This window comes from Mariniflexile fucanivorans (genome assembly GCF_004341235.1).
GTDB lineage: Bacteria > Bacteroidota > Bacteroidia > Flavobacteriales > Flavobacteriaceae > Mariniflexile > Mariniflexile fucanivorans.
Map to the genome: position 1 here is coordinate 277,881 of NZ_SLUP01000004.1, position 20,650 is coordinate 298,530.

At 35.2% G+C, this 20,650-nt stretch carries 11 protein-coding genes; all 11 read left to right on the forward strand.

All coding sequences use genetic code 11. The features are described from left to right. Positions 1 to 439 precede the first annotated feature (439 nt). Positions 440 to 2,494: a T9SS type A sorting domain-containing protein gene (locus EV196_RS10360; protein ID WP_132217686.1), complete on the forward strand. Its 2,055-nt coding sequence runs from the start codon at positions 440 to 442 to the stop codon at positions 2,492 to 2,494. A 370-nt stretch (positions 2,495 to 2,864) separates the two neighbouring features. After that, positions 2,865 to 3,797 (forward strand): Kelch repeat-containing protein, encoded by a 933-nt coding sequence (locus tag EV196_RS10365; RefSeq protein ID WP_243652223.1) that lies wholly within the window; start codon positions 2,865 to 2,867, stop codon positions 3,795 to 3,797. 19 nt (positions 3,798 to 3,816) lie between these two features. After that, positions 3,817 to 6,546, forward strand: a complete 2,730-nt coding sequence (locus EV196_RS10370) for a hypothetical protein (RefSeq protein ID WP_132217688.1) — start codon at positions 3,817 to 3,819, stop codon at positions 6,544 to 6,546. A 3-nt stretch (positions 6,547 to 6,549) separates the two neighbouring features. After that, on the forward strand, positions 6,550 to 8,184 hold the full coding sequence (locus tag EV196_RS10375; RefSeq protein WP_207902847.1) for a glycoside hydrolase family 172 protein: 1,635 nt from the start codon (positions 6,550 to 6,552) through the stop codon (positions 8,182 to 8,184). A 258-nt stretch (positions 8,185 to 8,442) separates the two neighbouring features. Beyond that, a complete protein-coding gene (locus EV196_RS10380; RefSeq protein ID WP_207902848.1) occupies positions 8,443 to 10,395 on the forward strand; it encodes a heparinase II/III family protein in 1,953 nt (650 codons plus the stop codon). 89 nt (positions 10,396 to 10,484) lie between these two features. Next, on the forward strand, positions 10,485 to 11,702 hold the full coding sequence (locus EV196_RS10385; protein WP_132217689.1) for a putative glycoside hydrolase: 1,218 nt from the start codon (positions 10,485 to 10,487) through the stop codon (positions 11,700 to 11,702). 72 nt (positions 11,703 to 11,774) lie between these two features. Beyond that, a complete protein-coding gene (locus tag EV196_RS10390; RefSeq protein ID WP_132217690.1) occupies positions 11,775 to 12,686 on the forward strand; it encodes a family 43 glycosylhydrolase in 912 nt (303 codons plus the stop codon). Positions 12,687 to 12,735: 49 nt separating this feature from the next. Then, positions 12,736 to 15,537: a chitobiase/beta-hexosaminidase C-terminal domain-containing protein gene (locus EV196_RS10395; protein WP_132217691.1), complete on the forward strand. Its 2,802-nt coding sequence runs from the start codon at positions 12,736 to 12,738 to the stop codon at positions 15,535 to 15,537. Between the two features lie 230 nt (positions 15,538 to 15,767). After that, complete coding sequence (locus EV196_RS10400) at positions 15,768 to 16,679, forward strand: prolyl oligopeptidase family serine peptidase (protein WP_207902849.1); 912 nt, start codon at positions 15,768 to 15,770, stop codon at positions 16,677 to 16,679. A 5-nt stretch (positions 16,680 to 16,684) separates the two neighbouring features. Beyond that, complete coding sequence (locus EV196_RS10405) at positions 16,685 to 17,983, forward strand: right-handed parallel beta-helix repeat-containing protein (RefSeq protein WP_132217693.1); 1,299 nt, start codon at positions 16,685 to 16,687, stop codon at positions 17,981 to 17,983. Between the two features lie 73 nt (positions 17,984 to 18,056). Then, positions 18,057 to 20,318: a glycoside hydrolase family 3 N-terminal domain-containing protein gene (locus EV196_RS10410; protein WP_132217694.1), complete on the forward strand. Its 2,262-nt coding sequence runs from the start codon at positions 18,057 to 18,059 to the stop codon at positions 20,316 to 20,318. Positions 20,319 to 20,650 lie beyond the last annotated feature (332 nt).

The window sequence follows — 20,650 nt, forward strand, 5'->3', positions numbered from 1 at the left end:
TGTTGTCTTCAATGGTTTTTTTATACATTCTCTTTCAAAATAAACAGCTTTGGTTGAAAATTTTCAACCGACCTCTAAAGTTGTATTCAAATGGCAACGCATGGCAACATTTAGTTTATTCAGTTCCAAAGGAATTCGTGATTAATTGTGAATGAAAGCAGTAAAAAACGGAAGTTATGATGCTTCAAAAGAAGTTGGTTAAAGTCAAACTAAATTAATCAATTGTTCTTTAACTGAATTATTCAGAATAAAACGTCAATCCATAAAAAAGCTAAAAAGTAATTAAATCATACAAAAATAATCAGAAAAAAGCAGTTTTTTAATTTTTAAGAAAGTGCTTTTTTGTTAAAAGGGCTTTAAGTTATAACTCATACAACATATGTTATAATTTAAAGTGGTATTGGTTTGTATTTTTGAAAAACACTAAGAAAACTAAATTATGAAGAAAAAATACACTTTCGTAAAAACAATTATTATTGCATTTTTGGCCCTGTTTATACAGCAATTGGAGGCCCAAACTATAACTGTAAATTCTTTAGAAGATTTATTGCCTTATTTAAAACTCGATAATGTAGATGTTAAATTAGCTCCAGGCGATTATTCCATAAATGCATTTGATATTACCGCAGGAAAATTTTCTAATCCTTTATTTCTTTTTGAGGGTTCAGATAGCACTTACGATTTTACCGATGTTAAAATTAGCATTAACACGTTGGTGCTTACAAAATTTGGTAATAATGAAGTTAACGAACTCCAAATATTGGGAAACAACAACGTCCTTAAAAATTTAACTATTGAAGATATAGGTACAACAGCGCCAAGTGATAGGGCTCAGTCTATAATAATGGATGGACGAGATAATAGGATAGAGGGTTTTAATCTAACGGTTAGGGGTTCTTATCCTTATGGTTATGGTGATGCCTTTGGCAAAGGGGGAGGTGCAGTTATTGCTCATAATAAACATTCAGGGGTTTTAATCAGGGGTCTGCGCAATCATCTTAAAGATTGTAATATAATTTCCCGTTCTTATGGTCATATCGTTTTTATGCAAGCTGCCAGTTATCCTACTATTGAGGGTTGCTACATTGAAGGAGAAATGAGAACAACTGATGATATGCTGTTAGAAGAAAATACAGGTAGTCCAGCAGATAATGTAGATTTTATGACGGATTGGGGTTACAGGCTCCCACCTGGTTACATGATGAGTTTGCAAGAAGGAGGCATTAGAGCTTACAATGCAGGCACAACCTATATCGATGGTGTAGAAATTCAAAGAGGTACCGATAATCCAACAGTTAAAGACTGTACTATTAAAAATGCAAGAACAGGTGTTACTTTGGTACACGCTACTGGTACTAAACATGTTGAAAATGTTACCTTAATAGGATGTGAACAAGGGTATTCTATAGGAAGTGGAACCGTTATAAACTGTAGTGGCGATGCTCAGTATGGTCCTGTATTAAGTTTTGCGTATTCAAGTGATAAAAACACCGATATAGATATTAATGTCTTGCCTGCTGAAGGTCCTTATTATAACGGTAGTGGTACCGTAGCTTATATAGGAGGTTCTGCTCATAATATTACATTGCATGGCAACGATCCAAACGCGAATCTTAAAATTCAAGTGGGTGGCGATAAAAACAATGTAAGGGTATTAGGCGAACCATTTAATCAAAATCCGCTTACAGCATCAAATTTGGTTCTTAATAATCAAACCGATTTTCCTGTGGTTTTAGATGCCATGAGTTCTAATGTTACTGGGGAATCTTGTGGAGAAATTACTGATAATGGAACAAGTAACAATGTGGTGGATTGTGGTGAAACCGTTACTTTTCCTGATCCTAGTGCCATATATTTGATTAATAATCCAAGATGGACTGCTAGATTAGGTGCAGATGGAGGAAATGAAGTATTAATGCTAGCAGAAACCGCTTCAACTACCACCGCGCAATGGAAATTTACTCCTGTTCCTTCAGAATCTGGTTATTATTACATGGATTGTGTTGGCGGAGGTGATAAACCTAGGGTTACAGCTAATGATGGATCGGTTTCAATAATGCAAGCAAGTACAGTTACAGATGATTCAGCAAAATGGCGATTTGATTTATATGATGGCGATTTATTTCATATTACCAACAAAAACGATAAAAGATTGCGTGGTGTTGATACCTATGTAGATATTGTTGAAACTGATAGTAATGGTTCATACACTAGGTTTTCATTTACTAGCATGACGCTTAATACCAATGATGTTGTTTTAGAGGAAGATATTACTATATTTCCTGTCCCTACATCAGGTGTTCTTAATATTCAATTTAGAAAATCAGTTTCAGGAAAAGTTGAATTATTGGATATAACAGGAAAAATCCTTATTTCAAGTAGTATAAAAAACAGGAATACAACATTAAATTTGTCAAATTTCCCAACTGGAATATATATTGCCAGGATTTATTCAGGCGAAAGTGTATCCACTAAAAAGATTGTTAAAAAGTAATAACTAAAACTATTTTGGTTTATTAGAACTAAAAGGTCGCTCTAAACAAGTGGCCTTTTTTGTTTTTTATCTAAGCTCAAAATAAGCTTATGCGTCATAAAATATATGCATATGTTATAAAGTGCTTTTATACAATACTTATTGGATATGAAAACGCCCATAATTTATAGTTAATGAGACATAATTTATAGTTAATCTATTCTAAAAATAAGAACTTGCGTGTTTAAACGAAAAAGATAGAATTTTTCCAATTAATGAAAAAATTCATAGTAGATAGAGTTTTAAAACTTTATATAAACCTTTAAATCAAGAAATGATGCGTGCTTCCTTTTTTATATTCATATGTCTTACAATAGGATTAAATCAAAAGTTGTCAGCTCAAATTTTTGATGATTATCATTGGGAAACATTAAATTGTACAGGAGAACCAGTTGAACGTCATGAAGCTGCTTTCGTAGAAGTTGAAGGTAAGTTCTATTTGTTAGGGGGTCGCCGTATTCAAGAGGTTTCTATCTTCAATCCAAAAACTTATACATGGACTTCAGGTGCTAAACCACCTATCGAACTGCATCATTTTCAAGGGGTGTCTTATAAAGGAAATGTATATGTTGCAGGGGCTCATACGGGTAAATATCCTCACGAAACACCTGTGGAAGATGTTTTTATTTATAATCCTAAAAACGATACTTGGTCTAAAAGTTTTAAAATGCCAGAGGATAGGCTAAGAGCTTCCACCACGGCGAGTATCTATAAAAACAAGCTTTATTTAACAGGTGGCATTATTGATGGGCATTGGGACGGACATGTTAATTGGTTTGATTGTTATGATTTTAAAACAGGTAAATGGGAAATACTTCCAGATGCACCTCGTGCCAGAGACCATGCCACTTCGGTAGTTTGTAATGATAAATTGTACGTTTTAGGAGGTAGAATTACTTCAGGTAAAATAAAAAAGGTTTTTGAATTAACTATAGGTGAAGTAGATGTATTCGATTTTAAAACAAAAACATGGAGTACGATGGAATCAAAAGTACCAACGGAACGCGCAGGCTGTACGGCCGTAACTATTAAAAATAACATCCTATTTGCAGGAGGTGAAAGTACAGTTCAAAATGAAGCCCATAGTGAATTAGAGTGTCTTGATACCACAACAGGAACATGGAGTACTTTACCAAGCTTACCAGAAGGCAGACATGGAACCCAACTTATTTGGTATAAAAAGAGACTTTACATAGCTTCAGGTTGTGGTAAAAGAGGTGGAAACCCAGAGTTAAAAACAATATTAAGTTTTAGTGATAAGTAAAAATAATAAACAAAAACATATGAAAAAGACCCTAGCATTCATAATATTAATTTCTTTTGGAAATTGGTCACACGCTCAAATTCCACTTCCTAATAATTTAGAAGAAGGATACCCACGCATGTATATTACCCAATCTGGGAAAAAGGATTTACAGAAAACAATCAAAAAAGAAACGTGGGCAAAAGAAGTTTTAGAGGGTATCCATAATCGTATTGATGCTCATGTGGAGCGTCATGTTGAAGACCCAGAATGGATGGTGTCTCGCTTGCAAATGTATTGGAAAACAAAATCTACCAATATTTATGTTGATGGTATAAACTATTCACATGCCGATGGCGAAGCGCCCGTGCCTACAGTACGTTTTGTAGGCTCTAGAGATTATACAACGCCTTACGGAACACCAAAATTAGAAGATATTTTGCCATATATGGATGATCCCCGTGGGCTGTATTTACCAAACCGTAGTAAAGATGGAAACCCTTTTGAGTGGGTAGATCCTTCTAAAACGGGAAGAATTATTTATTCCATTAATGAACAAATAATTGAGTTAGCGCGTGATGCAGCTTTTATTTATTGGTTAGAAAATGATGAGCGTTATGCTAAATTTGCTTACGATATTATACATACCTACTTAGAAGGTATGTCTTACAGAAGTGAACCCATCGATTTGCTTAATGGGCATATTCAAACGCTTGTTGGGTTTACAAATTTTCAAGTAATACATGAAAACGTTCTCATTGATGTAGCAGAACTTTATGATTATTTACATCAGTATATAGAAGCATCACATGCTGAAAATATCCCTATGTATGATAAAACCATTAAAAGATGGACAGACCAAATCATAAAAAATGGGGTGCCACAAAATAACTGGAACTTGCATCAAGCTAAGACTATTTTAAAAGCGGCCATGGTGTTGCAGGATAATAAAAATTATGAAGACGGAAAAGGACGTGAATATTATATAGATTATATATTGAACAAGACTTCAGCACGCCAATGGTCGTTAACTAAATTTATGGAGTTTGCTTACGATTTTAATACGGGTGTTTGGGCAGAATGTCCTGGGTATGCACAAGGGGTTACAAAAGATTTAACGCATTTTATTAGTGATTTCGATAATACTTTCGATCACAACATTTTACCTTATACACTAGTAATTCCGAAGGCTGTAAAAATGTTGCCACAGTATTTGTTTCCAAACGGGCAAACCGTTGCTTTTGGAGATTCAAATTATGGAGACATTTATACAGACGCTTTCACAGATTTGATACGTGTTGCTCAGAAAAACAAGGATGAGGCCCTAGAAAAAGAATTTACAGGTTTGTATCGATTATTTAATAAAGATTCTGAAGGATCAGGAAAAGGAAAAGGAAAACCAAGAGCTGATATTTCTTCATTTTTTCAGAGTAAACCATTGGAAATCAATCCGAAATATCCGGAAGGAAATATAGGAGATTACATCACTCAAACCTTTTATGCGCCTAATGTGAGCTGGCATGTGCAACGTATGGGAACTGGTAAAGATGGCATGATGGTTTCGTTAAATGCTTCTTTAGGAAACCACATGCACGCCAACGGCATCAATATGGAATTGTACGGTAAAGGTTTTGTACAAGGTGCAGATCCAGGAAAAGGGGCTGGTTATTTACAACCTATTTATCTAGAATTTTACTCGCAGTTTCCCGCGCATAATACGGTAATGGTAGATGGAGTTTCTTCATATACTGAAATGTTTAGTAACCACGCTTTCGATTTAATGGGTGAATATCCAAAATCGGAACAAAAGGATGGTTACTATCCCAACATCACATATTCCGACGTGTATTTTTTAGAACCAGAAACGCGCAGCGACCAAAGCAGATTGGTAAGTACCATAAAAACAGGTGCAACTACGGGGTATTATGTAGATATTTTCCGTTCAAAAAAACAACGCAAAGGCGATAAGTTCCATGATTATTTCTACCATAATTTAGGTCAGAGTATGGAAATTTTAGATGCTGATGGAAAACCATTAAACTTGACACCATCTGAAGAAATGGCTTTTGCTGGTGGATTTCTTTATGCTTTCGATTATCAATGGGATAAAAAATCAATTAAAACGAATAACGATTATCAAGCACAATGGAAAATTGATAGACCTGAAGGTGAGGAAGATGTATTTATGAATTTATGGATGAAAGGCTCAGAAAATAGAGAAATATTTTCATTGAAATCGCCACCAAACAAAGCATTCAAAGGAAACTCTGGTTTGCCTTATGATGTTGATAAAGCACCGTATTTAACCTTCAATGCACGTCAATTTGGGGAAGCATGGGAGCATCCATTTGTGTCGGTTTATGAACCATTCACTTCAACAGAAGGCAAAAGTATAACATCGATAAAAAGTTTTGATGATGAAAATGGAAGTAAAGATTTTGTTGGTTTAAACATTATCAGCAAATCTGGTAGAGAAGATTTTGTTTTTTCTACAACTAACAATAAAACAGCAAAATATAAACAGATTTCTACGGATGCGACTTATGCGTTGATTGGAAATGAGAAAAATGGTGATTTTGTTTTATTTATGGGTAATGGCAAGCAATTGAATGCCAATGGTTATAAAATTTCAGCTTCTGAAATCGGTAATGTGGTGCTGGAGTTTAAACAAGGAGAACTTTTATTGAATAATGAAGTGCCAGTTACGATTACTTATAAAAATATAGAAACCAAATTCAACGTAGATGGGTTACGTAAAATTAAATTATAATATATGAAGACCAATTTTTTAGTATGCTGTTTTGTAATTTGCTTATCGGCTCTTGTGTCTGCGCAAGAAAAAATTACGATTGAATCCTTATTAAATGAAATGGTTGATAGAGATGCCATTGCTCGTTTTCCTAAAAACAATTTCAGATTAAAACAAGCGAGTAGTTATAATAGAGCTTCTGTTAAACCAGAAGATTCCGTGGGTTGGTTTACAAATCATGATTATAATAAAGGTGAAGAAGACCACCATTTTATTAGAACAGAAGAAACCAATGGCGAAAAAGAATGGGTCCTTATGGATCATGTGGGACCTGGCGCCATTGTTCGTGTTTGGTCGCCATGGCTTAATCAATTGGAGCCAGGTAGCGATATAGATATTCGTGTTTATTTAGATGGAAACCCAAAACCTGTTTTCGAAGGGAATATGATAAGCCTTTTTGATGGTACAGGTATTTTTCCGTATCCATTTGCACATCCGTCTTTACGTTCAGGAGTTTCATTTTTTCCAATACCTTATGCAAAAGGTTGTAAAATAACCTCTTTAAAACAACCATTCTTTTTTCAATATACATATAGGGAATATGATGAAGGCACACCTATAAAAACCTTCACGATGGAAGATTTTAACAAAGCAAAACCACTTACAGAAAAAATAGGAAAGGAACTTTTAAATCCGCAAAACACTAAAGACGGGGAGATTGTTTCGATGAAAATGAAACTTAGGTCTAATAAAGAAGCATCCGTTGAATTACCAAATGGAACAGCAGCAGTGCGTTCTATAGTTCTTAAATTAGGCGATTATAAAGATCCTGCCATAACACGTTCTGTAGTTTTGAAAATGGAATTTGATGGTCAAGAAACCGTTTGGACGCCCATTGGCGATTTCTTCGGAACAGGAATAGGTTTAAATCCCGTTAAAGGCTGGTATCAAACAGTGGAAGATGATGGCACCATGTCCTGCCGTTGGGTGATGCCTTATCAAAAGTCTGGTAAAATTACCGTTTTAAACTTAGGAAAGAAATCAGTAGATGTTCAATTGGAAGCAACTATTGGAGATTGGACATGGAATAGTGAAAGCATGTATTTCAATGCGGCATGGCGTGGACAATACCCCGTACCAACACGTCCGTTTTCCGATTGGAATTATGTAACCTTAAAAGGTCGTGGTGTTTATGTGGGTGATGCATTAACTATTATGAATCCAGTTGCGAGATGGTGGGGTGAAGGTGATGAGAAAATTTGGGTAGATGGTGAAGATTTCCCATCGATATTCGGAACAGGTACTGAAGATTATTACGCCTATTCTTGGGGTGGAAGAAGTACCGAATTCTACGAACATCCTTTTCATGCACAGCCGCGTTCATACGTTTATAATAAACTAAATCCAAAAATAACAAACGAAAAAAATACGTCGGGCTATAGTACCGAAACACGAAATCGCGCTTTAGATGGTATGCCTTTTGAAAGTTCGTTACAACTTGATATGGAAGTATGGAGTGGTACCGATTGCGATATGGGTTACGGGGTTGGCGTATATTGGTATGGAGATGCCAACACCACATCAAATAGAACCCCGGACCCTAAAGGTGTGCTTGAGTTGCCTCCTTTACCAAAAGGATTTCCAAATATTAAAAAGTAATTGGAGCGGTTTAATTTCTGAATTTTCAAAATTTAGTATTAGACTTTCTGAAATATAAACTTAGATTAATTGTGAGATTCAGTAAAACAAAATGGTTTTATTGAATCTCTTTTTTTTGGTGATTTCTCAATTTTGGGTGGTTTTTATCTTGAATGCGTTTAAATGATGGCGATATAGGCTATAATTTATAGAGCATGAGTAATGATTTATATATAATCATTCTTAAAATAATTAATTTGCTAAATTAAATCTGTAGTCATGAATATGAAAAGAAAAATGAAAGCATTAATCTGTTTTGGATGCTTCCTGTTTTTTGCTGTTGCTTTTAGTTATAATAATCAAAAAAAAGACACATTAAATATTGTCGAATATTTCAAACAAGCCGATGGTGATCAAATATATCCTTCAGCAAAACAAATGGAAATGCTTAAAAAAGTGATGCCTAAAGAAGCATATCAGGCGGCACCACAAATAAGCGATAGAAACTATTGGGATGCTATCGCAGCAACACCTTCTGGTAAAGCGTATTTAGAAAAAGCTGAGTCTTTATTGGATGAAAAACCAGAAGTACCTATTTCAGATGAAATATATAGAAGAGCCAATAAAGAAGGGAATCGCGGAATTTACAAACCCAGATATTACCGAACCATGGATCGCTTAGAGCATTTTATTTTAGCAGAATGTTTAGAAAATAAAGGGCGTTTTTTACCTCAAATAAATACATATATACAAGCTATTATGGATATGAAATCTTGGTTGCATCCCAATCATGATGATAGAGATAACGGTGTTTTAGAAGGAAAACGAGTATCGATAGATTTAGGGGCTCGTAAGTTTGGAGGCGTTTTAGCTATAGCGGAATCCCTTTTAGGAAATTCACTTTCGGAAGCCATACAAGCTGAAATTAAAAAACAGTTACAATGGCGTATCACCGATTCCTATTTAAAAAGTTGCAAAAAACCAGACGGAAATAATACATGGTTAAATGGTACAAGTAACTGGAATTCGGTTTGTACCAGTGGTGCTGTGTTGGTAACCATTACCAATTCTGAAAGTGCTGAAGAGCGTTTGGCTGCCGTTGGGTCTTCAATAAACAGCATGAAACATTACATAAGTGGTTTTGGTGCCGATGGGTATTGTTCGGAGGGATTGGGATATTGGGGTTATGGTTTTAATCATTATTTGTATATAGCTCAAATGTTATCCGATTATACCAATGGAAAAATAAATCTATTCCATTTCGATAACCCGGAGAAATTAAGAAATGTTGGAAATTTTCCTGAGCATTTCGAAATTCAAAATGGAACTTGTGCACCCTTTGCCGATGGTGTGTCGCATACAGAAAGTAGCGGAAGTAATTTTGCAGAGGTGCTATCTTCAAAATATTATGGTGCCATTAAACCTTCAGAAATTAGAATGGAAGAAGCTGTTGAACAAATTATGGCTTGGAACAATCCAAAAATGTTCAATGTTAACAAGGAGAGTGAAACTCAAAATTCAGAATTAAACGGTCATACTTATTTTGACGATTTTGGCATGGTAATTTCTCGTGGGAAACAAAAAGTACCATTTTCAATAGCTATAAAAGCAGGGCATAATGCCGAAAACCATAACCACAGTGATGTAGGAACCTATATTTTAGTTATTGATAAAGATTTAATTACTGGCGACATTGGTGCACCATCCTATACAGCAGGATCATTTTCAAAAGACAATAAAGCCAGAAGTTCTTGGGGACATCCTGTTCCTAGAATTAATAATACATTACAATCAAACGGAAGAGAATTCGAAGGCAAAATAACAGAAACCATATTTAAAAATGATTCTGATAAAGTGGTTATGGATATCAAGCCTGCTTATGAATTAGCTATGTTAAAATCCTTAACCAGAACCATGGTAAATGATAAATCTGGTACAGGAGTGATTAGTATTGAAGATGATTTCACTGCTTCAGAGCCTGTTACTTTTGGTACTGCCATCATGACCTATTCTAAATATGAAATTATTGATAATCAAACAGTCATCTTAACTTCAAAAAGTCAAAAAGTAAAAGCTGAAGTTACAGGAGTTGGAGGTAAAATAAAAATTAAGGACGAACAAGTCCCTGTTAAAGCTTTACGCGAAGGAGGTACCGCTTATAGAATTGGTATTGATTTTGAAAAACCAATAAAAGAAGGACGTATCACTATTAAATATACACCAATAAATTAACTGAAATAGAACCCGATTTCTGGAACCAATGATAGTGTTTTCGGGTTCATAAAAATTCTCAAGTCACAAAAAATAAATCAAATATTAAAATGAAAAAAAAGGAGCTAATTAAAAAAGAATGTATTAAAACACTAAGCGTTATAAGTTTAATCACAATAACTTTGTTTTCGTGTGGAACAAAAAAATCATCATTTCTAATAAGTGATGGTGATAGTTTTGAATCTAAAACATATTTTCCAAAATTCAGTTGGGAAAGTACACCAATGTATTATCATTTTGGTGATATAGACCGCGTGTTACAGCCCGATGAAGTTAAATTTATAGCAGATAGAACCGATTTTATCTGTATTGAAAAATCGCATGCATTCAACGCACTTGGTGACCAGGTACTAGGAACAAAGCATGAAGTGGAAGCGTTTCATAAAGTAAAACCAGAGGCTAAAGTTTTGTATTATTACAATTCCTATTTAGCATGGCCTTACCCTCGTTTCAATCAAGAATTTACTCCAGAGGGTATTGCTAAAAACCCAGAATTAGCCAAATTTCTATATATCAATCCAAAGACTGGAAAATTTAGGGAAAAAACCAGTCCAGGATTTTCATACTATTTTGATGCCTTGAATCCAGATTTTCGTAAATGGTGGGTAAAATCAGCTGTTGAAGGTGTTAAAATTTCAGGAGCAGATGGTGTTTTTATTGATCGTATGAATGTGGGTTTAAATTCAGATTATCCGAATGATCAATTGGTTGAAATTGCAAAAGCCAAAGGAGAGATGATGGCTGAACTAAAAAAACAAATGGGACCCGATAAAATATTGATTGGAAATAACGCTGCAAGAACTGAAGAAGTTTTTCCTCACTGCGATGCCTTTATGTTTGAACATTACAATGGTACGGTTACCAATAAAGAAAACCTACTTCAAGAATGGTACGATATGGAACGAATTGCTAAGGCGGGTAAAATATCCATTTACCGTTTTGGAGCTAAAGGTAAGGGTAAAACCGATATAACCATTGGTGCTACTGGAACTAGTGACATAGAACAAAGATCTAAAAATCAATTGGAATATCACCAGGCTTGTTTCCTTATAGGGGCACAACCGTATTCATATTTTCAATGGAATTGGGGTTGGAATTTACAAGATGGTAACTTGGTAGATTACCCTGCGTTACAAAAACCACTAGGGAGTCCAAAAGGTGCTTTTAAGCGTGAAACCTCAGATGGATGGATTTTTACTCGTGAATTTGAACACGCTAGTATTTGGGTAAATACAGACACTAAGGAGGCTAAAATTACTTGGCATTAATAGGTCATTTTAACATATTTAAAGTCGTTTTCATTTAGTTTTAGCCAATATTAATGAAAGTGTAATAATAACATGAAACAAAATCAATTAGTATTTATCCTTTTGGTTGGAGTTATAAGTCAGTGGTCTTGGTCGCAAAACCCGATTCTCAAAAATACGGATCCTAACTTTTTATATGCTGCCGATCCTGCTGCTGAAGTTTATAATGATAAGGTGTATGTTTATTGTTCTCACGATCAGCCTGATGCTGAAAATTACTCAGGGATGCAAGATTATATTGTTTTGGAATCCTCCGATTTAAAAACATGGATTAATCATGGCGTGGTATTAAAACCTCGTGAATATTCATGGGCTTATGGACAAATGAATGCCCCCGATGTGGCTTACAAAAACGGATGGTACTATTTTTATTTTCCCTATGATAAAACACATATAGGTGTTGCAAAAAGTAAATCGCCAATAGGCCCATGGGAAGAAGCAGTCACCGATAAAATCACGACAATTTTTGATCCTACCGTTTTTATTGACGACGATGGGCAAGCTTACATTTATGGTAATGATACGAAGGTGGATATTGGCGACAAAGGCCGTCATGTTATGGGTGCAAAACTTAAAGATAATATGATAGAGCTTGATGGTCCATGGATGCGGTTAAGCGAGGAAGAAGTAAATGAAGCAGTGCATTGTTTTAAACGTAATGGTAAATACTATTTTATGGGTCGTAAAGGTTGGAAAACGGGTTATTGGATGGCAGATACGCCATTGCCAACTAAACCCTATGCCGAATTTAAAGGCTACATCACAGTAGAACAACGGGATGCTCCGGTACATATGTCGGCCATAGAATTTAAAAACCAATGGTACTTCTTTTATCAACGTGGTGATGTTAATAAAGGTACGTTTCACCGTCGTTCGGCTTGTTTTGATAAAATGACATTCAGAGAAGATGGCACCATAGAACCGATAGTTTATACGTTAGATTAATTATAAACCAACAAAAAACAGTGATATCCGCATTTAATTTTTGAATAAAATGGGAAACATAAAATATAGATTTTTGGTTGCGTTGTTATTGATTGTCATAAATCAATTACAAGCAAAGGAACTATTTGTTTCTCCAATTGGAAATGATAGTCATTCAGGAACTAAAGAAAATCCTTTTGCTACATTTTCAAGAGTCTTGTTAGAAGTGAAAAAGTTTGCAGGAAAGGAAGCTGTTACCGTTTGGTTTCATGAAGGAAGTTATTATTTGGATAAAACCATTTTATTAGATAGTGAATACTCTGGAACATCTTTAAACCCTGTTATGTTTGCTGCCCTGCCTGGTGCAAATGTCACCATAAAAGGCTCCAAACATTTAGAATATTTAAATTGGAAAGCATATAAAAACGGCATTTATGTAACCCAACTACCATCTGGAACGAATTTCGATCAATTGTTTATAAACGGCGAAAGACAAGTTCGTGCACGTTTTCCAAATTACGATTATCAAAATCCACTTCGAGGCGGAAACGGCTATGATTTAGTTGCTGATGGAACCGATAATCGTTATGATACATGGTTTTCATTTAACCCTAAAACGTTTTCAAGTAAAGATTGGAAACACCCAGAAACTGGCATTGTACACGCGTTTCAAAGTCATAATTGGGGCAATATGCAATATCGTATCATAGACATCAATAGAGACGAGCATAAAATCTATTTAAATGAGGGTGGCTGGCAGTTACAAAGACGATATGGTATTGGAGGTAAAGGAGAAAAAGCATCTTGGTTTTTTATTGAAAATATATTTGAAGAGTTAGATGTCCCTGGCGAATGGTTTTTAGATACCACAACCAGTAAACTTTATTATTATCCTGAAACGGGTATCAAATTATCGGAAGCCAAGGTGGAAGTTCCTGTAATAAAAGATTTAATTCAACTTAAAGGAACAAGTAAATCCCCAGTAAAAAATATTCATTTTAAAGGATTGAATTTTACGCAATCCAATTACACATTTATGGAGACTTATGAGCCCGTTGCAAGGGGCGATTGGGCAATCCATCGTGGTGGTGCCGTATTTATGGAAGGAGCAGAAAATTGTTCGGTTGAAGATTGTAGCTTTGAATATATAGGTGGAAATGGTGTTTTTATGAGCGGTTACAATCGAGATAATGCGGTTAGAAACAGCAAGTTTGTCCATACGGGCGAAAGTGCCGTTTGTTTTGTCGGTTCACCCGATGCTGTACGTTTTTATCAAACATGGGACGATAAAGAAATCCACGGAAAAGACTGGGAAGAAATGCGCAAAAACATGGATCTAAAACCTGGGCCAAAAACAGATGATTATCCAAAAAACTGTATCGTTGAAAACTCTATTATGCACGATTTTGGTGATGTTGGTAAGCAAGTAGCCGGCGTTTATATTTCCATGAGTCATAAAATCACAGCATCACATAACAGCATTTATAATTGCCCGAGAGCTGGCATTTGTATTAATGATGGAACGTGGGGCGGACATATTATTGAGCACAACGATATTTGGGAAACCGTAAGGGAAACTGGCGAACACGGACCCTTTAATTCATGGGGTCGTGAACGTCAATGGAAAGGCTCTAGGGGTTCGGATGAAGAATTTATTAAAAAGCTAACAAAGCTTGATGCGATTGATAATGTCATTATTAGAAACAACAAAATAGCCAATTATCGAAAATCCATCAGTGCTGGAAACTGGACTATTGACTTAGATGATGGTTCCAGTTATTTTGAAATATATAACAATCTTAATTTAGGTTCTACCATTAAATTACGCGATGGTATGGCTCGAAAGGTGTATAATAATATTACCGTGAGTGCGGTGCCTTTGGGCTGGCATGTATGGCCAAAAAATTCCGAAGATGAGATATATAGAAACATTTTTGTAATCTCTGGAGCCATTCCAGGAAAAACGGAAGGCACTAAAAACTTTATCCGTCCCGTAGCTTTGCCAACCGAAACGAAATGGAGTACTCATTACGACCAAAATTTATATTGGAATATTAATTATCCAAATGATTTTTTAGTCACTGAAAATTTAAACATGGAAGCATGGCAACAAGAAGGATATGATCTGAATGCTGCCATCGGGAATCCTAATTTTGTAGATCCGTTAAATGGAAATTATCAGGTAAAGGAAAATTCGCCTGCATTAAAATTGGGTTTTAAAAACTTTCCTATGGGTGAATTTGGGCATCAAATGACACGAATTGTACCATTTGGCGGTGAGTTTTCAGAAGAAATTAAAGTAACCTTGAAAGCAGACATTCGTGCAGGAAACGGTGCAAAAGTTTATTTCACATTAGATGGTTCAGAACCAAGTGTGTATGCTTTAGAATATTCAAAAGAAATAAAACTTCACCATACTACCACTTTAAAAGCGCAAACATTCGATGCTAATGGTGTTCCTGTTGGTTTTAAAACGGAAGCTATTTTTAATAAAGTGAAAACGGTTAGTTACCCAAGTTGGTTAAGTACCTTGTTGACTGGTAAATATGAAGGTGAAAAAGCAGTTTCAAAAGCAATCGAAAAAGAAGTGTTTGGAGCATCACTAATAAATATAGCTGATGACCCTGATTTAATCGATGCTACGGGTGGCTATAATTTTGGATGCTATATAAAATCTATTGATGCAGGTAAAGGTAAAATATGGTTAGATGCTAAGTTGGATAGAGATTGGGTTATACAGCAGGTTAATGAGGATATAATTCAGAACATCAGTGACTTGGAAAAGTGTTTTCAAAAATACAAAGGACAAAAAGTAGTGATTACAGGAGTTCGGGATTATAATTCAAAAACTTTTGAGGTAAAATTACCTTAATCATAAGTTAGATAAATATTAGATACAGTGTAGTAAGATATATAGGCAAAGTCATTTTACAGTATCATAACATAATACTTTTGGAGCCGTAATTTAGAAGTGTGCTAACCATAGAATGATTAACATCCGTATTGTTAAATAAACGTTATACAATTAATTATAAAATAAAACTCATGAATATGTTTAGATGTAGTTTTCAGAATAAAAGGAACCCATTATTATGTAAGTTAATGGTTGTTTTTATTTTATTTCTCGTTTGCCAAACGATGGTGTTTGGGCAAACTCCAGAAGAAAAAGAAGTTCTGGATACTTTTAACCATAAAGAAACTGTAGTTTATAAATTGATAGATGGAAAAGAATTAGAAATGACTATTTTCTATCCAGATGCAGATAAAATTCAGCAAAAAAATCCATGGATGTTACATGTTCACGGCGGTGGATGGGCAGGAGGCAGTCAATACAATATATTTAGAAAAGCGTTTCTAGGTACTTTAAAATCTCTGGTTGAAAAAGGGGTTGTTTGTGCCACAATTGAATACAGATTGGCCAAGGGAAAATCCAATGCTTACGATGCGGTTGTAGATGCCAAAGATGCTGCAAGGTTTCTTTTAAAAAATGCAGAAAAATATAAATTGGACAAAGAAAAATATGGCATTTGGGGAGGTTCTGCTGGTGGGCATTTAAGTTTAGTAACCGCCTTAGGAAAAGATACTGATTTTAAAGGTGACCCAGAATTATCGGATTATGCTCCTAATTTTAAATGTGTTGCTTCTTATTTTCCTTTCACATCCTGTATAAATCCAGATTTAAGACCGGGTTCTATTTTTGAAGACGGAAAACTTTTTGTACGTCTGTTAGGTGCGCCTTTAGAAGAAAAACAAGAATTGGCAAAGTTGCTAAGTCCAACGGAACTTTTAGAACAAAATAGTCCGCCCATATTATTATTGCATGGTGATAAAGATACGGTGCTTCCCATCATTAATTCTACCTACATGATGGAAATAGCGAAAGAAAAAAATGCCAATGTAGAGTTATTGACCATAGAAAATGCAGGACATAGTTTTAGCGGAAAAGACATCTCGCCTTCCATGGAAGCACTTAACGATTATGCTGCCAATTTTATAACGTCTCATTTAAAATAAAAAACATGAATAGATTTAGAATAGCTATCTTATTAATGGGGTTTGCTTGTTTAAAATTATCTGCTCAAACCACAATAGAAGTGTCTACTTTATCAGCATTATGCGAAGTTGTAAAAAACAGTAATCAAACTATTGTTTTGAAATCTGGTAACTATGACCTGACTGAACTTCCGATAGACCAAAGAAAAATTCTTTGTTCTGGCTCCAATAACATAATAGATTTATCTGGCGTTTACGTAAATGCGCCTGTGGGTTCTACAAAGCAGAGCTACATTATTATTTCTGGTAATAAAAACATATTTAAAGGTGGCACTTTTGAAGATACTTATGTGAGCGGTTTGGTTGAGGTTTCAGATTTTAGCACCTACAATCAAGAGCGTTCCACATTAGCAAGTGGCCTAAAAGGTCAGGCAGTTTTGGATGTTATAGGTGATGATAATATAGTTTTAAACACAAAGTTAACAGTTAGAGGTTCGTTTCCTTACGGATACGGAAGCATCTATGGAATAGGTCGGGATAATGTATTCGGACTGAATAAACGTTGTGGCATATTGCTAAAAGGGAAACGAAATACAGTAGATAGTTGCGAAGTGCAACAAAGGGCTTTCGGACATGGTATTTATATGCAAGAACCAGCTGATGAATCGGTTATAAAAAATACCTTGGTAGAAGGAAGAATGCGACCTAGTGCCGATTTATATTTAGAAACAAAACCAGAGGATTTACCAGTGAGATCCAATTACAAAACCAATAACAAGCCTATTCCAAAAAACGTCATGTATCCACTTTCAGAAGATGGCATTCGTGTATATACACATGGAGGCAGTGTAACGGTAGAAAACTGTACCGTAAAAAAAATGAGAGGTGGTATCAGGGTATATCTAGCAAGTAAAGCAACAGTTTCTAACTCTAAAGCTATTGATTGTGGAGCGACTAATTTTAATTTACCTCAAAATGGGAAGATTACCAATTCTTCAGGGAATTTCGCTTATGCACCTTTAAGTGATTTCAGGTTATCCAAATCAAATCAGAATATTGAATTAACCATTATTCCATCACCAAATGCCGTGGGAGACCATAATATTGCTGATGTTTTAGGAAGTAATCACACCATCGTTTTTCACAGAACAGAAGGACCGATGGATACGAATTTGCGTCCCATTGTAGTTAAAGATGATAATTCTACCATTAAAAACGAAACGGAATATCCCATTATTTTGGAAGCGTCATCAAGTGGAAATACCATTATTAGTTTAGGTAAAGTTACAGACCACGGAACCAACAATAAGGTAACTCAATTATAGAAGATTAGTGTTCCTATATAAATAATTCACCTTGCATCAATCATCAATTACGCATCATAAAATCAAAAAAGACATGCAAAAACTTATATTCATCCTAATATTTTGCTTTATAGGATTTGGCTTTATCATCTTACCTGAAAAAAAATATAAACAAAAGGATTTGCCTATAGATGTTCGGGTTCAAGATTTGTTATCGCGAATGACCTTGGAAGAAAAAGTAGCTCAAATTAGGATGTTCCATTCTGGACTTGGCGTAGGTTTGAACGAAAAAGACAGTCTTGTACTTTCTGATGATGTGAAAGGCAGGTTAAATTTTGGAATTGCAGGTATAAAGAGCCCTGGCGATTCATATAGTCCAGAAAGAGCAGCAAAACTTAATAATCAGCTTCAGGCTTATGTTATAAAAAACAATCGACTGGGTATTCCTGCTTTTTTCGTTACCGAATCGTATAGTGGCGTTGATGCTCGCGGATGCACACAATTTGGGAGACCAATTTCGTTATCCTCTAGTTGGAATATCGATTTAGTTAAACGCATATATAATGCGATGGGGCATGAAGCGCGACTTCGAGGGCTTCATTTAACACACTCTCCAGAAGCGGATATAGCACGCGATCCACGTTTTGGGCGTATGAGTGAAACTTTTGGTGAAGATACGCATTTGGTAACCGAAATGATAGTGAGTTCGGTTACTGGACTTCAAGGCGATAGTAAAGGACTTAATAGCACACATATTGGAGCTGTTACCAAACATTTTGCTGGTTATGCCCAAGTATCTGGAGGCAAAAATTTTGCTTCAGTAGAAATCTCTCCACGAACATTCATTGATGAAATTTTACCACCTTTTAAAGCAGCAGTTCAGCGTGCCAATACGCTTGGTATTATGGCTTCGCATGGCGATATAAATGGTGTTGCGAGTCATGCGAATCACGAATTATTAACAAAAATACTTCGGAATGATTGGGGTTTTAAAGGCTATGTGGTTTCCGATGCGAACGATATTGGTAGGTTACATTATTTTATGAAAGTAGCTGAAACTCCAGAAGATGCTGCACGACTTGCACTTATGGCAGGCGTTGATGTGGATTTGTATGCAGATGATGCTTATGCGCTTTTGCCAAAAATGGTCAAGACCGACCCAAGTCTTATAAAATATATTGACGAGGCCGTTAGCCGCGTTTTGCGTACAAAATTTACGCTTGGTTTGTTTGAAAATCCATATACCGATATTCAAAAAGCAAAAGAAGTAACACGCAATGATGCTGCTAAAAAATTAGCCTATGAAGCCGATGAGGAATCCATTATTTTATTAAAAAACGAAAACTCCATACTTCCGTTAGATAGAAATAAGAAAATAACAATTGCTTTGGTGGGACCAGTACTTAATTCAGATGCCAAATCATCTTTCGAAACCGTAGCGGGTGCAAACATTAATTTTGTGGATGACAAAGGTTTCAAACTGACTAATGGAGATGCAACGACACCACTTTTAACGCCTGAAAGTGAAACTTTAAAAGGAATAAAACAAATTGTAGATAAAGCAAAATCATCAGATTTGGTGGTGCTATTTGTTGGTGATGATAAGTACACTTCCAAAGAAGCCTATTTTAGTGGTGGTTTGGGTGATAGAGACAATATCGATCCTGTTGGGCAACAAGATGAGTTATTACTCGAATTAAAAAAGTTAGGCAAACCGGTTATCGTCGTTTTAAAACATCGTAGAACCCTTTCTATTAATACGATAGAACAGCATGCCGATGCTATTCTTGATTGTTGGGAACTGAGTGAATTTGGCGATTTGGCGGTTGCAAAAACACTTTTTGGTGATGTTTGTCCTTCAGGGAAATTGCCCGTAACAGTGCCTCGTAACATTGGGCAGATGCCCATTCATTACAGTCAGAAGGAAATAAATTTCAAAAAAGGATATCTTTTTTCTGAAAGCACCCCTTTATTTCCTTTCGGATATGGATTGAGTTATACGTCGTTTGAATATTCTAACCTTCAACTTTCAGACACGGTAGCAAGCACAAAATCTACCATAAATGTTTCGGTTAATGTAAAAAACACAGGTTCTAGAACTGGGAAGGAAGTGGTTCAGCTTTATATCAAAGATATAGCCGGTTCGGTAGTAAGACCTATGAAAGAGTTAAAAGGGTTTCGTAAAATTGAATTGAAAGCAGGAGAATCTCAAAAAGTAACATTCGCAGTAACTCCAGATATGTTGGAGTTTACTGGTTTGGATATGCAAGTAAAAGTCGAACCTGGACAATTTCAGGTACAGATTGGTGGTTCTTCAGATAACGTCTTAATCGGTTCATTCGAAATTCGAAAATAGAATAGCTCTCAATAATATTATTGAATATGAGGTGTTGAACCTTGTAGCATTTGGAGATAAAATCTACAATTCTTATGAGATTGAGAAGTGTAATTTTTATCTTAATTTTGACTATAAGGGGTTTTGCCTGGACTTTTCTATAAAGAAGAAATTCTAGTTCATTTTTAAAAATTCTAAAATTCATAAATTTGTTTTTTAGGTTTAATAACATCAATTTTCGTGAGAATAAGTTATAGTTTAGAAGGATTGACCCATAATTTATACTATAAAATTCACGATATAATATTTTTGTTAAAAATTATATTTTCACGGTATAATGAATAAGTTTTTAA

Excerpts from the sequence above, each read along its gene's own strand:
- EV196_RS10360 (WP_132217686.1), top strand. The coding sequence starts at position 440 with ATGAAGAAAAAATACACTTTCGTAAAAACAATTATTATTGCATTTTTG.
- EV196_RS10370 (WP_132217688.1), top strand. The coding sequence starts at position 3,817 with ATGAAAAAGACCCTAGCATTCATAATATTAATTTCTTTTGGAAATTGG.
- EV196_RS10375 (WP_207902847.1), top strand. The coding sequence starts at position 6,550 with ATGAAGACCAATTTTTTAGTATGCTGTTTTGTAATTTGCTTATCGGCT.
- EV196_RS10380 (WP_207902848.1), top strand. The coding sequence starts at position 8,443 with ATGAATATGAAAAGAAAAATGAAAGCATTAATCTGTTTTGGATGCTTC.
- EV196_RS10385 (WP_132217689.1), top strand. The coding sequence starts at position 10,485 with ATGAAAAAAAAGGAGCTAATTAAAAAAGAATGTATTAAAACACTAAGC.
- EV196_RS10390 (WP_132217690.1), top strand. The coding sequence starts at position 11,775 with ATGAAACAAAATCAATTAGTATTTATCCTTTTGGTTGGAGTTATAAGT.
- EV196_RS10395 (WP_132217691.1), top strand. The coding sequence starts at position 12,736 with ATGGGAAACATAAAATATAGATTTTTGGTTGCGTTGTTATTGATTGTC.
- EV196_RS10400 (WP_207902849.1), top strand. The coding sequence starts at position 15,768 with ATGGTTGTTTTTATTTTATTTCTCGTTTGCCAAACGATGGTGTTTGGG.
- EV196_RS10405 (WP_132217693.1), top strand. The coding sequence starts at position 16,685 with ATGAATAGATTTAGAATAGCTATCTTATTAATGGGGTTTGCTTGTTTA.
- EV196_RS10410 (WP_132217694.1), top strand. The coding sequence starts at position 18,057 with ATGCAAAAACTTATATTCATCCTAATATTTTGCTTTATAGGATTTGGC.